Here is a 15,279-nt window from a genome sequence, read left to right as displayed (position 1 = left end):
TGGGACCTGGTGCCAATCCGGACGTAATTTACTCGAGCTCTATACAAAATACCCTCTAATTCATCGTGGATTCCACTGAATTAGAGGGCATTATCTCCGTTCACAGTGTGCAGCCTGTTGGCGGCATCACTTCTCAACATGCAATGTATCCCTATTGTTCATCAACCGCTGCAGCGCCTTGAATTGGCAACGTTCAGCAGAGGCTACCAGCGTGGAGCCGGCTGTGAATACATATTCCGGTCCCGGATTGAACACTTTATGCTTGTCCCGTTCGACAACGGCGATAATAGCCGCACCCGTAAGTTCACGTATGCCCAGTTCACCGATGCTCCGGCCAATGAACCAGCTTGTGCTGTCCAGCCGCAGCCATTCAATCACCAGGTCATCCAGCAGCACCTCTTGCGCTTCCAGCGCTTTCGGCTTGTAGGTAATCCCGGCGAGGATGGCCGAGACGGTTCTGGACTCCTCGTCATCCAGTGTAACCACGGACAGTGTCCCCTCACCCTTCTCTTCCATATGATACACTTCACGCCGTTCATCATTATGAACCACGATGGTCAACTGCTCACCCGCCCGTGTCCGGATACAATACTTGCGGCCGATTCCCGGCAGATCCGCTTCTCTGATCTCCATCTTCAGTCCCCCTCCATAACTATACAGGCCTTCCGTATTTAGAAGGCCTCCTCACATCTTAGCATATTACCCTGGGGAATCAACCCGTACTGCCGATGATTTCTCCCACGACAATGTGATATCTGTGCCGCTGCCGGGTGTGGATTGAACCGCAATTTCCCCTCCCATAGCTTCAATCAGCCCTTTCGAGACGGCCATGCCCAGCCCGGAACCATGTGTAGTAGATAAGGTGTCCACCCCCCGGTAATATCTCTCGAACAGATGAGCCTTCGTCAATTCATCCATGCCCTGGCCATTGTCACGGAACAGAATAGAGAGCCCTGCCTCCTCATCAGCGGTCAGTATGACGTCAAGCCGGGTATCCGGTGAATTATGCAGCAGAGCATTAGCTGTCAGATTATTAACCACACGTTCCAGCCAAGGCGCATAAAGCCGTACCCAGATTTCCTTGCCCGCAGAGACAAATCTGATTCTGCCTTCTCCATAAGCCGGATTGGCCCCGGCCTGGTCCAGCGCATTCTCCAGCCAGCCGTTCAGCTCAATCAGCTCCATCTGCGGCGGTGAAATCCCCGACTTGATCCGGTAGGTCAAATCAAGATCGCTGATTAACTTGTCGATATGCGCCGACTTCTCCAGCATCACCCCAGAGAACCTGCGGACTTCTTCAGGCGACCAGTCATAATGCCCTTCTGCCAGCAGATGGGCATAACCTTTAATGGAAGACAGCGGTGTCTTCAAATCATGCGTAATGCCGGTGATCCATTCTTCCCGCAGCACCTCCGTCTGCCGACGGAGCTCGCGGTCCCGCTGCAGGATACCCGATAAGGTATCCAGAGAGCGCATGACGTCTGCAAATATCCGGTACCGCTTTTTCCACTTGCCTGAGCGGTGACGGCTGAGCGGCTGCTTGTTGCGGTTATAGGGTTCGGTGAAGCGGCCTTTCCCCAGCGCATCAAGCCAGGCCAGCATATGCAGGATCGGGGTTCCGAACTGGTGGGCATTATACAGGGACAGCAGCGCGAGCAACAGCAGGGTGGCAGCAAGCATACCGGCAATACCCAATAAGAGCACCTCGGTTTCCGCTTGCATGCCACTCCCCTTCAGGCCTGTCTTATTTCCTTGAGCCACAGGTGAGCCGACCACGTAGGTCATCTTTTCGTCAGCATGATACACAGTAGAGGTATAATACCCGTACCGGTCGCCGTATTCGGAACGCAGCGCCAATTCCTGCACACTGTATCTAACCGGCACTGAGGAAGGACGGTTAAGTGATGCCACTTCCTTCCCTTCGGCATCCAGCAGCTGAATATACCCTTCCTTTGCCATCAATTTCTCTGTAAGCCCGGTTGGCAGATGAGGTTTCCCCCCGGAATAGGCAGGTGGAGTTTTTGCGAGAATATCCAGGACCGGTTGTATGATTTTAGGAACCCCATACAAGAGGGTGTACAGCCGCCCGTTTTTTTCCTGAATCCATAAGTACAGATTGTAGGGAAAATCCTGTTCTCCATTCCAGTAGGCCACGAACTCCCCCGGCCCATAATGGAGCGGCACATCCTTTGGAGTATGGTATGAACTCTCCACGTTCCCGGCTTCGTCCAGGCTTTGCAGCCAGCCGCCATTCTCCTTCACCTGCTCCAGCAGCTTAACATCGAAAGTGATCCCGTCCGCGTCAAACGTTGAAGATTCTACAAGACGCTCCAATCCAATCGAAGCAAAATTATTGGACAGGCTGATATCGGAGAACCGCTGCATTACCCAAAACACGGTCAGACCCGCGATCAGGAGTACAATCAGTCCGGCAACCACTGAATGCAGCACAAACCGCAACGTCAATTTTTTGCGAATATTCATACCCGCCCGATTCTCCCTTGAGGCTGCTGCACCAGTTTATATCCCATACCTCTTACGTTGACCAGAAATACCGGGTTGGCAGGTTCATATTCAATACGCTCTCTGATTCTGTGGATATGGACCATAACAGTGTTATCATCACTGAGAGCTCCCAAGCCCCAGACCTGTTCATACAGCTCGCTTTTGGTAAACAGCCGGTTCGGATGCCTGCACAAAAAAAGCAGCAATTGAAATACAAGCGCCGGACAGGGGACCTTCTCCCCCTCTACCTTCAATTCCCCAGCCTCCGCATCCACCTGAAACCGGCCAAAATCATATATGGAACCCGGCTCCCCATTCATCTCATAAGCCTTGTCCGCCGTACCATCCGCCCCGCGGAGGGGCTCCAGGTACCTCCGCAGCTGCGACCTGATCCGGGCCACCAGCTCCAGCGGATTAAACGGCTTGGTGATATAATCATCTCCACCCACCGCAAAGCCGGTCAGCTTGTCAAAGTCGGAAACCCGCGCGGATAGAAATAAGATGGGCGCATTGGTTGTCTCCCGCAAAAAAGGACAGATCTCAATCCCGCTCCTGCCCGGCAGCATCACATCCAGCACAATCAGATCATAGGTGTGGGACCGGCAGGCCGCAATCGCCTCTTCCCCGGTGCCAGATGAATGTACCCGGGTATACCCTTCTTTATGCAGAACCGTTTTGATTAACTCAATAATTGCTTGTTCATCATCAACAAGCAGAATAGCAGCATCCTTCATTTGTTCTCCCCCTTGCAGCCTTCTCTGCCAAATATCTTAACATGATTTAGATCACGGCAGTGAGGCCGCTATCTTAACAGAATCTTAATTCTTCTGCCGCAAACGGTACAATAATTAATGAACTGTTAAGCTGGCGTTTCATGTGTGGTAATGTTCAGCCTTTATACTAAATGAGAGAAAGTCCAAACAGTGAAAGGGGACACAACAGATGAAACGTACAAGACCTTTTGGCAAAATGATATGGGGAACGGCGGCACTGGCCGTTATTTTAAGCGGATGCGGGAACGGCGCGGAACAGAACAATACAGAGCAGGTGAAGCCAAAGACAACCGAAGCGGCTACAGCAGCTCCGACACCAAGTCAGCCGGTTGAGTCAGCAGGAACCTCAGAAGCCTCCACTTTGCAGCCAGAAGACCTCCCGCAGGCCATGCTGGACGGGAAGTACAAAGAAATCCACGCTCTTTTCAGCGGGGAGCTGAAGCAGCAGTTTGGTGAGACTGAGGTTAAAACAACGACGGGCGAATTTGTCCAAGGTGTAGATGCTTTTGCGCCCTCTTCAATGATGCTCCTTAACGGCACCGAACAGTGGACTTGGAAAAGCACTGCAGGGGATAAAGGAATTTCGGCTGTTTTCGATCAGAAGGGCGGTTTGTTGGGCATCCAAATTCTGAACCTGCAGTCCTATCCAAAGACTGATCAGACAATGACCCGCACTGCTTTTTCCCCTCCTTTCAAAGATGACCTGCTGGTCTACTGGGGCGGAACCAATGTGCTGGACAACTACCATTATGAACATGAGACCCAGCGGTACGCCTATGATCTCGTCCAGGCTGTCGATCAATTCTCCTATTCCGGTGATCCGCTGAAGAATGAGAGTTATCATGCCTTTGGCCTGGACATTACGGCACCGGCTGACGGGACCGTAGTCTCCGTCAAGAACGACATCGCGGACAATGTACCCGTTGGCGTGATGAACGAGAAGGAGCCGGCAGGCAATCTGGTCGTCATTGATCATGGCGGAGAATACAGCTATCTGGCCCATTTGAAAAAAGGATCCGTCACCGTCAAACCCGGCGATTCCGTAACCACCGGTCAAGTCATCGGCCTACTCGGCAACTCCGGAAACTCCAGTGAAGCCCACTTGCATTTCCAGGTGTCGGACGGCCCGGATCTGTTCACATCCAAATCCATTCCGGTCCGCTGGGCAGACGGGAAGTCTCCTGTTAAAGGGGATACTTTCACAGGAGACTTGGCCCAATAATTGGCTCAAAGGGATAAATTCCGCTTGGCTTTAACCCGAAACAAAAACAGCGATTCCCCGGGTAACAGGAGAATCGCTGTTTTGCTGTCTTGTTCGTAAAATAACGTTAGAGAACCCAGTTCCCCTTGCGGAACACTGGCTCCAGGGTCCCATCCGGCAGCTCACCGTCAATATCCAGCTCGCCTGAGCCAATCATGAAATCCACATGGGTCAGGCTCACATTTGCCCCTTTGGCCAGCAGCTCTTCATTACTCATTCCGGTCCCGCCCTCAATATTGACAGGATAAGCACTGCCCAGCGCGAAATGGCAGGAAGCATTCTCATCAATGCCGGTATTGTAGAAAATCCGGCCCAGCCGGGATATCGGTGAATCATGCGGTACCAAGGCCATCTCTCCAAGATAAGAAGCCCCTTCATCCGTATCCAGCAAAGAAGTCAAATGCTCGCGTCCGGTTTCTGCGTTATAGTCGACAACCTTACCCTCTTTAAAAGTCATCGTGATCCCATCTACCAGCCGTCCATTCAGGTTCAGAGGCATAGTGCTGGCAACGGTTCCGTTCACGCCTGTCCGCAGCGGCATCGTATAAATCTCTTCGGTCGGCATATTGGCCACAAAATACACACCATTGTCATTCTCGCCGCCGCCGCCGCGCCACAGATGGCCTTCCGGCATTTCAACATGCAGATCAGTACCCGGTGCCCGGTAATGCAGGCTCTTGTAGCGTTTGGCATTCATCCGGTCCTGGCTTACCTTCAAGTCCCCGATATGCTCCCGCCAGGCGGCTACGGGATCTTCATTGCCAACCCGGTTCATCTGGAATACCGCTTCCCACATGGCTTCAATTCTTTGCTCCTCCGGAAGGTCTGCGAACACCTTGTCTGCCCAGACGCGCGTTGGCGCTTTAATCAATGACCAGCTGATTTTGCTGTTGCGTGTGTATTTCTGGTAGTTCTTGCGGGCCACAGCCGCAGCTTTGACCGCTCTTGAGACTTTGGCGGAATCAATGCCCTGGAACAATTCCGGATTCGGTACTTTAATATGTAGAATGGCGCCGCCTTCTTCGGCGAATTTCTCCAGCATGTCGGCATGCCACTGCGGATAGTAATCAAATGACTCATCCGGGGCTTTTTCATAACGGATACGTGTAACTGCCTCGTCATCCCAGTCCACCTGCACAAATTTGGCACCTGCTTCATACGCTTTGCCGACAATCAGCCGGGTAAGCTCAGCGGTTTCCAGCGGTGCACTCACGATCAGCACCTGCCCGGGCTGCACATTCACTCCCACCTTGACGACCAGCTCCGCATATTTGTCCAGCATTTGTTCAAAGACTTTCATCATTCTGTTTCCTCCTGCTCTTTCTTTCGTCGTCTTATTACATGACAAAGATCCCGGCAGCATAGAGGCTGGCCGGGATCGGGTCCACTGCTCATCTTATTTTAACGTAAATCCGCCGCATTTGCGAAAGCAGCTACTTTTTATCAACCTGAAGCAGAGTCACCGTCTTCACCGCAAAGGTATGCGAGATAACCTCTTCCGAAATTACATTCAGCTTGGTAAGGCTTGCCACCTTCGCCGAATCGGTTTTGGAGACCATCCGCCATACCTCGGGATCAGCCAGGGTTTCGTACAGCTTTTGATCATCATATTCCTTCCGGTTCTGTGTCACCAGCTTCACTCTGTAGCTCCCGATCTCTGTTTCAGTACTCCCCTGCTCGCTGCAGTAAGCCAGAATTTCCTGCCGCAGCTCCGTGAGCTCCTTCTCCATTTCTTTTTGCTTCATTTTCAGCCGATAATAGTGTTGGACCTTCTTTTCCACCCCACTCACGCTCCTCTCCACACATATGTATGCCGTGGCTCTGGAAATAATAAGTTGAGATATTTTTCGAAAAACACTATAATTTGAGCTGAGGGCCCGAGAATGGACATTCGTTCATTGTCGGCTTTTTGCGTGGACTATGAATAACAATAATGAAATCCCGGAACCTACTCTACAAAATATACTCTATGGCAGGTGGCTTATGTTTCAGTCGTATCTATTTCCGATCTCTTATGCATTTATGACCTTTCCCGTAGCTGCGTTATTCTTTACCCTACCTTTTCTGATTGTCCAGTACAGGCGGCATGGCTATATCAATAAAGTTAGAGCTCTTGTGCTCTATCTTTTACTGCTCTATCTGATGAACGCCTTTTATCTGGTCATGCTGCCGCTGCCGGCCTCCCGGCATAATTTGCCAAAGCTTGGGGGCGCACTGCAGCCGATCCCGCTGCAATTTATTCAGGATATCATGCGTGAATCCAATATCGTTGGATCTGAACCGTCAACTTACTTGAGTCTGCTTCGGGAGCGCGCCTTTTTACAGGTAATCTTCAATGTCCTTCTGATGGTTCCGTTCGGCATGTTCCTGAATTATTATTTCCGGGCCCGCTGGATGGTCTGTATTCTGCTGTCCTTTGGCCTCTCCTTATTTTTTGAGGTTACACAGATTACCGGCATTTACGGATTCTATGATTATCCTCACCGTGTCTTTGATGTTGATGATCTAATCGCTAATACACTCGGCGGAATTATCGGCTACCGGATCGCCGAGTGGATCTCCGGCTTGCTGCCGCGGATTGAACAGCTGGACCAAAGCGTTGATCTGGGGGCCAAACGGGTCACTTATACCAGACGCGGAATTGCTTTTATGATCGACGGCGGGATTTGTATGATCGGCACCGGCATTTTGTATGTCTTTGAATTACCCTTTGCCTACTGGATTGCGACGGGCATATATTTCATTCTGCTTCCTTATTTCACCAACGGGCGGACACTCGGCAAATGGATCGTGCGGATTCGGGTAAGCGGCAGCAGTGAGCATGTCACGCTGAGAATGCTTTTCGTCAGATACGGACTGCTGTATTGGGTATTCTTCGGACTGCATGTTCTGCTGCTGGAAGCCACTATGAACCAGTCCATCCCGGCAGCCGGTCTGCTTATACTGCAAATTCTGGTCCCCATTCTGCAGTTATCCGGTATCATCCATCTGATTATCCGAATGTTCAAGAAGAATCCGGTACTCCTTTATGAACAGATCAGCCGGACTTCACATACCATTTCCTGGCCGGATCACTCCCCGGGGCTTGCCATAAACCAATAAAAAAGACAGCGGTACACCAACAGTGGGCGTATCGCTGTCTTTTTGTTCTAGGCATCCAGAAGGTCAAGAACCACCGGACAATGGTCACTGCCCATCACGCTGCATTCAATCCGGGCATCTTCAAGCCTTGGCGCCAGCCGGGCAGAAACCAAAAAATAATCAATCCGCCAGCCTACATTCCGCTCCCTGACCTTGGGCATGTAGGACCACCAGGTATAAGCACCCTCCTGCTCCGGGTAAAAGTGCCTGAACGTGTCGATAAATCCGGCATTCAGTAATTCGGTCATCTTGCCCCGCTCTTCTTCGGTAAACCCGGAATTCCCCTGGTTGGGCTTCGGATTCTTGAGGTCGATCTCTGCATGAGCCACATTCAGATCACCACAGACAATGACCGGCTTAAGCTTATCCAGGGCCAGGAGGTAGGTGCGGAAACGGTCCTCCCATTCCATCCGGTAGCCCAGTCTCGACAAATCACGTTTAGCGTTGGGTGTATAGACATTCACCAGATAAAAGTCCTCAAACTCCAGTGTAAGAATCCGTCCTTCGGCTTCCTCATCCTCTTCTATGCCGTATCTGACAGAGAGCGGTTTGATGCGGCTGAACACAGCCGTACCCGAGTACCCCTTCTTCTGGGCATAGTTCCAGTACTGGGTATATTCGTCGCCTTGGTCCAGTACAATTTGTCCCGCCTGCAGCTTCGTCTCCTGCACACAGAAGATATCTGCTTTCATTTCATTGAAATATTCGTTAAAACCTTTGGTAACACATGCTCTAAGCCCGTTTACATTCCAGGATACCAGTTTCATTGTTGTTGATTCTCCTTGCCGCTTGTAGTAAGTCTTATTTTATCATAGAATAATAGGCTGGATGTATGGTGAAATTACTACACAAGACACGCGAGAGATGGGGGAAATTATGAAAGCTGCAAGGTTGTTAAAAGGATTCAACTTTTTGTATTTTGCACTTCTGGCCATGTTCATCCCTTTCCTGCCTGTATACTTGGACAAACAAGGTCTCAATCCGGCACAGATCGGGTTTATTATCGGGACCGGCGGTTTTATTACCCTTGTTGCCCAGCCTTTATGGGGCATGATCAGCGACCGGACCCGTACGATCCGCAAGGTGATGCTGCTCCTGCTGTTCTGCTCGGCCGTCACCGGATATTTCCTGTATGATTCGGACAGCTACTTCCAGCTCGTTCTATTCGCGATGCTGCTCTATTTCTTCCTAATGCCCATTGATCCGCTGACCGAGAGCCTGAATTTCCGCATAGCCGAGGCTTCCGGGATCAGCTATGGTTCAATTCGCACTTACGGAGCGCTGGGTTACGGGGTAACCGCTCTGCTGACCGGATATGTCATGTCGTACTTTGGCGTACACAGCATGGCTCTGCTATTTGCCGGAATTGCCGGGCTTGGTCTCCTGGTGAGCTGGATGATGCCGGACGCTCCGGTTAGCGGCAAGCCGGTTACTTTAAGCAGCCTGAGACAATTCCTTAGCAACAAGGAGACCTTATTGTTCCTTGGACTCGTCTTTGTCTGCTCCATCCCGGCCCGAATGAATGATACCTTCCTTGGCGTCTACATTGGGGAGCTGGGCGGAAGCCCTGAACTTGTAGGCCAGGCCTGGTTTCTGGCGGCAATCAGTGAAATTGCCGTATTTGCTCTAAGTTTCTGGTGGCTGCGCAAAGGGAAAGAGCTGATACTCATCGCAGCTGCGGGCGGATTTTATTTCATTCGTTTTTTTCTATCCGCCTGGCTGACCGATCCGCAGCTGCTCGCCTATTTGCAAATCCTGCAGCTGCTGACCTTTCCGGTGTTCTATTCGGCGGCGATTCAATATCTCTACGGAATTGTCCCCGTGGAATGGCGGGCGACGGGTCAGACCGTACTTGCTTTGTTGTTCTTTGGGGTGTCCGGGATTGTAGCTTCCTACGCAGGAGGCGCAATCTATGAAGCATTCGGCGGACAAATCCTGTTCCTGTCCATATCGGCCCTGTCGTTCCTTGGCATGCTATTCGGAGTCGGCTTGTACCGGGTCTACGGAAAACAATAGGCTGACAACATCCTTTGCGGAGCTATGTACCCTATTAAAATGTGCTCTCTCACCGAGGCATTCGCTAGTGCATTGCTAGATTTGGCACATAGAATATTCTATCAAACCGCAAAGGAGGTCATACCCATGGCTATCTTATTACCGCAACAATTTTTCACTTTAGCTGCTGGTGTCGGCAAATCTTATTATGAAAATCTGGCTGGTGGCACCAATGCCGCAGTAACCGTACAAAACAACTCTGCCAATCCTGTCAACCTGGTGCTTACACGCGTAAATGCCCCGGTCATCACTTATGTCATTCCAGGAGGCAACAGTCTTACACTTTCCGTACAACTTCTTTTGGTTGCAGCATTACAAGCTACTGCTGCAGGAGCTGCATTTGGATTTATTCAAGTAGCAACTTCAGACTTCTAATCTTCTAAAAGAGTATCCGCCCCATACTTGCCCATGCATCTTCCTCTTTAATATAACCTCTCTGACTGAGCAATCAGCAGAGGGGTTATTCGGCTGTTCTCCTATTGTTCCGTATTATAAGTATCCATTAGCTGCTTCAGTTTGAATTCTGTATTGGAGTCTCCGGCGGGTGTATAGATACTGCACCGCAAGTCTGCACTCCCGTGCACCTGCAATGAGGTTAAGTGAAAGAGCATTTTTCCCGCTTTGGCATGTCTGAATTCCAGTACCACGTCCGGGGCCGAGCTGACCCGGCTTTGCTCCCATAGCCCGTTGAAAAGCGGATGCTCTTCCCTCATTTCTTCCAAAAAATCATCGTACCAGCGATCCTCCATGTATTGTCCGTAATACGCACGGAAAATGGATAAATAACCTCTGACGAACTGCTCCCAGTTCACGGCCAGCCTTTGAAATTCCTTACGCACAAATAACAGGCGGATCATATTCCGCTGTTCCGGCGGCAGCTTGGCAAAGTCCAGAAAGACATGTGCCGCCGCTTCATTCCAGCCCACGATACCGCAGCGCCGGTCAGATATAAGCGTAGGACAGGTGCTTAGCTCCTTCAGAATCTTTTGCAGCGGCGGGCTGATCACGGAAGGCTCCTCATGGGTAAAAGCGGTGCTGCCCGGTCCTGTCTCCAGCGCCAGTGCATAGAGATATTTGCGCTCATCCGCTGTCAGCTGCAGTGCACTTGCCACACAATCCAGCACGGAGGGGGATACCTTAATATCCCGGCCTTGCTCAAGCCAGGTATACCAGGTGCTGCTAACGCCTGCGAGTTGTGCCACCTCTTCTCTCCGCAACCCCGGCGTCCGCCTCCGTGTGCCTTCCGGCAGGCCTGCGGCTGCGGGTGAAATAGCCGCACGCCGGGCTTTTAAGAAATCGGATAAGGCTTGTAGTCTTGTCTGATTTGACATCCCCTTCTCCTCCTATCCCCTCAATATAGTAGTAATTATACTAGTATAAACTACAACTTGTAATAGGATAACAAAAATGAAAAAATACATTGTACAACACACTTTGGAGGAGGAACATTATGGAACGCGTGGTCATTACCGGCATGGGACTTATCTCGCCACTTGGAAATACCGTAGAACAATTCTGGCAGCATCTGATCATGGGCCGATCGGGGGTTGCGCCGATCACTTCCTTTGATACAACCGGCTTCAAATCAAAAATCGCCGGAATTGTGCAAGACTTCGATGCAGAAGCCAGATTTGGCCGCAAAGAGGCACGCCGGATGGACCGGTTCAGCCAGTTTGCGCTCGCTGCCGCCGAAGATGCGTGGACGCATTCAGGCCTTGATCTGGAGAAGATCGACCGGGAGCGGCTGGCCGTATACGTTGGTTCAGGTGTGGGCGGGATTCAAACATTGATGGATCAAGGGGAGCTTATGCGGACCCGCGGACCGGAACGGGTCAGCCCGACGTTGATTCCGATGCTGATCTCCAACATGGCCGCGGCCATGATCAGTATCAGGCTGGGAGCAACGGGGCCAACCTTATCCCCGGTAACGGCCTGCTCCATCGGCAACACCGCCATTGGCGAAGCCTTCCGGCTGATCCGCTACGGCGGAGCCGATATAGTAATTGCCGGGGGCTCCGAAGCGGCAATCAGTGAAATTTCACTGGCCAGCTTCGGGAACGCGACTTCATTATCGACGCGAAATGAAGAACCAGAGGCGGCCAGCCGCCCTTTTGACGGGAAACGGGATGGATTCGTGATTGGAGAAGGCGGGGGAATTGTTATTCTGGAATCCCTCACCCATGCCCTTCGCCGGGGCGCACAGATCCATGGAGAAGTGATCGGGTATGGAGCCAGCTCCGATGCCTATCATATGGTGGCCACGCATCCGGAGGGAACCGGTGCCTACCAGGCCATGAAGCTGGCTTTGAATGAAGCCCGGCTCCGGCCGGAGGATGTCGATGTGATCAGCGCTCATGCTACCAGCACCGTTGTCGGCGACCGTTCCGAGACGCTCGCCATCAAAAAGCTGTTCGGTGACGGGGCTTACCGGATTCCTGTCACAGCCAATAAGTCTATGACTGGACATGCGCTGGGGGCTGCCGGAGGTTTGGAAGCGATCGCTTTGGTAAAGAGTATTCAGTCAGGCATGGTTCCTCCAACCCTCAATCAGGAAGAACCCGATGATATCTGCGATCTGGATTATGTGCCGAATATCGCCCGGGCAGCGAACCTGCATATTGGCATTTCCAATTCCTTTGGTTTTGGCGGCCATAATGCGGTGATCGTCATCTCCAAGTATACCGGGTGATTGACCAAAAACACCTCCAGTACCGGGTCAATCCCGGCAACTGAAGGTGTTCGTTGTTCATCTGCTGTTTTAATTATATACCGAAACAAAAGCCTGTTCCACTTGCGGCAAAATCGTATCCCACTCTGCATCCGCAGTTTTGCTGATCGTCACAAAATCACGGATGCCAAAAATGTTATCTACACCTTCAATACTCAAGAGAGCAGCAGCCAGCGGATGGTCTGTGGCATCCCCGCTTTTAAGCGATGTGCTGGACGGGCCTTCAAAAATGGTCTGATCGGTATTGATTTTAACAGAATTGGGGTTCGGCGTGTTCTGAACCTGAATGCTGATTGCCATGTAATCACTCCTTTATCAGCTATTGTAGCATGTTTGTCCAGTTAAAATCACTTCGTAGCCGCAGAGACATGACTGCCCCAGATGGATATGCCCTCTTTGGAGCCCGCGGTAAAGGTCATAACCTCTTGTTCTGCAGCCGCATCCCATTCCCGGGAAAACACCCCTTTATATACATTTCCGTCAATGGTCAGCTCCGCTGCATGTTCCCCTTCAAGGGCCCAGGTCCCGGTTACGGCCCCGGATATTTGGCCGTCCGGGGTTAATTCAATAACCTTGGACAAAACGATATCCGCCGTGATGATTTTGTTGTGATTCACATAGTGATATTTGCCCGTTACGTCCTGCTGCTTATAAGTGCCAATAGTTTCTCCTGCATACCGGTGCGGAGCCACAACCGGCCAGCCTTCGCTGTTCAAGAACATCTGGTGCACCCGCACTTCATGTTCTTCTCCGCGGCCGGAAAAGCGGGTGTGGAAGATCAAATAATATTTGCCGCTCATTTCATCGTAGTATGCTGAATTATGCCCGGGAGATACATAACCGTGCCCTCTGCCTTCCCCTTCCACACTCTCCAATTCAAAATTCCCAAGCAGTTTAACCCCGTAAGGCGAATAGGCCGGATCATCAAAAATAACGCCCGCGGTCCCCTTCGCATCAATCATATCCTGTCCCTCGGCATCCTCAAAAGGTCCATCGGGCGACTTCGAGCGGGCTACCCGTATATTGTAGCCTCCGTTCGCATCCAGCCCTCCGTAAGAGAGGAATAGGTAATAGTAATCGGTTTCAGGACTGTAAAGCATATAAGGGCCTTCAATCCGGGCATGATTGGCGCCCAGCAGCTTTTGACCATATCCTTGACCTGGCCGTGGAAACCCCGTTTTACTATCCATTTCCAGAATGAAAATACCGCCGGAATACGAGCCGTACACCATCCACAGCTTGCTGTCTTTATCAAAGAACACATGCGGATCAACTACATTCGGCTTTTGGGTGGCATCATATATCTCACCGTCATCTCCAAGTCCGGCCATACCCGATTTGAGGAAGATCCCGGCGTTCTTATAAGGCCCTTCAATATGATCGGATATAGCGATCCCCATCGCGGACAGCGGGGAATCACCTTTACAGGCATTGTAGTACATGTAATACTTGCCATCGGCGAGTTGAATTACATCTGCTGCCCACAGTGTATCCGACTGGGCCCAGTCCAACGTCTCCCGGAGTTCCTCGGTAACGTTCGGAATCAGGGGATTCCCGTCCTGTACACCGGAAGATACCTGCGTCCAGGACATCAGATCCCGGGATTTGGCAGCGGCCAGGTGTGATCCGAACACATAATAAGTATCATCGGCTTTGACTACGGACGGATCATGCACCGATACATTTTGAAATGCGGGTGTGGATATAGAATTGCGGTTAGTATTGGTGTTCACAGACACTCCTCCTTCATTCGTGCAAGCCGTAAATAAAGTAATGCTCAGCAGCGCAGTGACCGTTCTTTTCCTCATCATTTTACCTCCTATGTATCCCCTTTCATTTTGCTTGTTCACTCGCTGATAGTCAATATTTATTTTATATAGAGTAGTTATATTTCATATTTTATTAAAATAAAAGAGAAATGATTCTATATAAACAGTTGAAATCTGCAGACAAAGGTGGTCGCTTCCGGGAATAGACGGCGCATTCGAAAGCTACCTCCTGGGAGGCACCCTGTAAGCCTAGGGCGGAGATCGCTTGAGTGCACTTTATACATCAGGATGGGACAAAGTGGCTCGTTTTACGATTTTAGTGTATTTGGTGCAGCAGATATCGCAGCATTAGCCGAAAAGTGCCTTATGGCTATCCTTTGGATGTACAAAATATATCATGATGGATGTTTGAGCCTCGTTTAAACCATTCTGAGGTACGATATACATCAGAACTGATCGAAAGCTGGTGACAAACGCTAATCCACCATATTAAACGTAAGCGTCAAATCCAACCCACCTTCTAAGCGCCTAATAATCGTGAGAAGATGAAGGCAACCAAGGAAGAGGAGTTGCCGAAATGACGAAAAAGGAAGCACGCCATCACGAATGGTCGAGCCGGATCGCGAGCTACAAAGCCAGTGGTCTCTCTGTGGCCAAGTGGTGCGAGGATAATGGCGTTACGTTGGAGCAGTTTAAGTATTGGAACCGCAAGCTAAAGAAAGCCTCAAATTCATCCCCGTATTTCTCTATCTCCGCGCTGGGTGCCACTTACCGTAGACGGTCCATCATCAGCGGTAAGTGGTACGAAGAACAGTTTCAACTGGCTCAGCAAAAACGCTTTGGTGCTTCTAGCGAGAAGACGCACCCGGATCAGCTCGACCTGTTCAACGAAGCGGAGGCTGAGGCCGATCCTACTAAGGAAGAACCGCTAATCGAGACGGTCACCTATAAGCGCAAGAAGCAGCGCGGAGGGCGCGAAGCAAAACTGGATGGCTTACGTGTCGAGACGGTGGAATACCGACTGCCTGCCGAAGAGCAGGTTTGCGC

General features: G+C 51.0%; 14 protein-coding genes and 2 pseudogenes. 7 read left to right on the top strand and 9 right to left on the bottom strand.

All coding sequences use genetic code 11. The annotated features are described in order from the left end of the window. Positions 1-126 precede the first annotated feature (126 nt). The 3 genes from IEY53_RS05105 to IEY53_RS05095 form a co-directional block, all read right to left on the bottom strand. Complete coding sequence (locus IEY53_RS05105) at positions 127-633, bottom strand: cation:proton antiporter regulatory subunit (RefSeq protein WP_189022664.1); 507 nt, start codon at positions 631-633, stop codon at positions 127-129. Between the two features lie 66 nt (positions 634-699). Continuing rightward, the gene (locus IEY53_RS05100; RefSeq protein WP_189022662.1) at positions 700-2,484 is read right to left on the bottom strand and encodes a sensor histidine kinase; all 1,785 of its coding nucleotides are present in this window, start codon (positions 2,482-2,484) and stop codon (positions 700-702) included. Next, a complete protein-coding gene (locus IEY53_RS05095) occupies positions 2,481-3,239 on the bottom strand; it encodes a response regulator transcription factor (protein WP_189022660.1) in 759 nt (252 codons plus the stop codon). Before IEY53_RS05095 ends, IEY53_RS05100 begins: the two co-directional genes overlap by 4 nt. Positions 3,240-3,447: 208 nt before the next feature. On the opposite strand from IEY53_RS05095, the gene IEY53_RS05090 reads away from it, so the two are divergent. Beyond that, positions 3,448-4,500 carry a M23 family metallopeptidase gene (locus tag IEY53_RS05090; RefSeq protein ID WP_189022658.1) on the top strand — a complete coding sequence of 351 codons (1,053 nt, stop codon included), beginning with the start codon at positions 3,448-3,450 and terminating at the stop codon, positions 4,498-4,500. A 106-nt stretch (positions 4,501-4,606) separates the two neighbouring features. Here the strand turns inward: IEY53_RS05090 and IEY53_RS05085 are convergent, their stop codons facing one another. Both IEY53_RS05085 and IEY53_RS05080 read right to left on the bottom strand, forming a co-directional pair. Next, a complete protein-coding gene (locus tag IEY53_RS05085) occupies positions 4,607-5,839 on the bottom strand; it encodes an aminopeptidase (protein ID WP_189023140.1) in 1,233 nt (410 codons plus the stop codon). Between the two features lie 133 nt (positions 5,840-5,972). After that, a complete protein-coding gene (locus tag IEY53_RS05080; protein WP_189022656.1) occupies positions 5,973-6,284 on the bottom strand; it encodes a hypothetical protein in 312 nt (103 codons plus the stop codon). 238 nt (positions 6,285-6,522) lie between these two features. Here IEY53_RS05080 and IEY53_RS05075 point away from each other — a divergent pair, with 238 nt between their 5' ends. Beyond that, positions 6,523-7,641, top strand: coding sequence for a VanZ family protein (locus IEY53_RS05075; RefSeq protein ID WP_189022654.1), 1,119 nt, complete (start codon positions 6,523-6,525; stop codon positions 7,639-7,641). Positions 7,642-7,688: 47 nt separating this feature from the next. On the opposite strand, the gene IEY53_RS05070 is transcribed toward IEY53_RS05075, so the two are convergent. Further along, positions 7,689-8,447, bottom strand: a complete 759-nt coding sequence (locus IEY53_RS05070) for an exodeoxyribonuclease III (protein WP_189022652.1) — start codon at positions 8,445-8,447, stop codon at positions 7,689-7,691. 109 nt (positions 8,448-8,556) lie between these two features. Here IEY53_RS05070 and IEY53_RS05065 point away from each other — a divergent pair, with 109 nt between their 5' ends. After that, positions 8,557-9,696 carry an MFS transporter gene (locus IEY53_RS05065; protein ID WP_189022651.1) on the top strand — a complete coding sequence of 380 codons (1,140 nt, stop codon included), beginning with the start codon at positions 8,557-8,559 and terminating at the stop codon, positions 9,694-9,696. A gap of 126 nt (positions 9,697-9,822) precedes the next feature. After that, entirely contained in the window at positions 9,823-10,110 is a 288-nt protein-coding gene (locus IEY53_RS05060; RefSeq protein ID WP_189022649.1) for a hypothetical protein, read from the top strand. A 101-nt stretch (positions 10,111-10,211) separates the two neighbouring features. Here IEY53_RS05060 and IEY53_RS05055 read toward each other — a convergent pair whose 3' ends face one another. Beyond that, positions 10,212-11,066, bottom strand: a complete 855-nt coding sequence (locus tag IEY53_RS05055) for a helix-turn-helix transcriptional regulator (RefSeq protein WP_189022647.1) — start codon at positions 11,064-11,066, stop codon at positions 10,212-10,214. Positions 11,067-11,185: 119 nt separating this feature from the next. Between IEY53_RS05055 and fabF the strand changes: the two genes are divergently transcribed. Beyond that, positions 11,186-12,424, top strand: a complete 1,239-nt coding sequence (gene fabF, locus IEY53_RS05050) for a beta-ketoacyl-ACP synthase II (RefSeq protein ID WP_189022645.1) — start codon at positions 11,186-11,188, stop codon at positions 12,422-12,424. A 69-nt stretch (positions 12,425-12,493) separates the two neighbouring features. Here fabF and IEY53_RS05045 read toward each other — a convergent pair whose 3' ends face one another. Both IEY53_RS05045 and abnB read right to left on the bottom strand, forming a co-directional pair. Continuing rightward, positions 12,494-12,763: a NifU N-terminal domain-containing protein gene (locus IEY53_RS05045; RefSeq protein WP_189022643.1), complete on the bottom strand. Its 270-nt coding sequence runs from the start codon at positions 12,761-12,763 to the stop codon at positions 12,494-12,496. Between the two features lie 47 nt (positions 12,764-12,810). Next, entirely contained in the window at positions 12,811-14,271 is a 1,461-nt protein-coding gene (abnB, locus tag IEY53_RS05040) for an arabinan endo-1,5-alpha-L-arabinosidase AbnB (RefSeq protein WP_189022641.1), read from the bottom strand. Between the two features lie 538 nt (positions 14,272-14,809). On the opposite strand from abnB, the pseudogene tnpA reads away from it, so the two are divergent. Together tnpA and IEY53_RS05035 are read left to right on the top strand one after the other, a co-directional pair. Further along, positions 14,810-14,911 (top strand): annotated as a pseudogene (tnpA, locus tag IEY53_RS36265) (IS66 family insertion sequence element accessory protein TnpA); the annotation flags it as partial. A gap of 117 nt (positions 14,912-15,028) precedes the next feature. Further along, a pseudogene (locus tag IEY53_RS05035) lies at positions 15,029-15,279 on the top strand (transposase domain-containing protein); the annotation flags it as partial.

The organism is Paenibacillus albidus (assembly GCF_014644435.1).
Taxonomy (GTDB): Bacteria; Bacillota; Bacilli; order Paenibacillales; family Paenibacillaceae; genus Paenibacillus_AQ; species Paenibacillus_AQ albidus.
The sequence above is the reverse complement of the archived record's forward strand: the minus strand, read 5'-3'. Positions and strand labels throughout refer to the sequence as shown.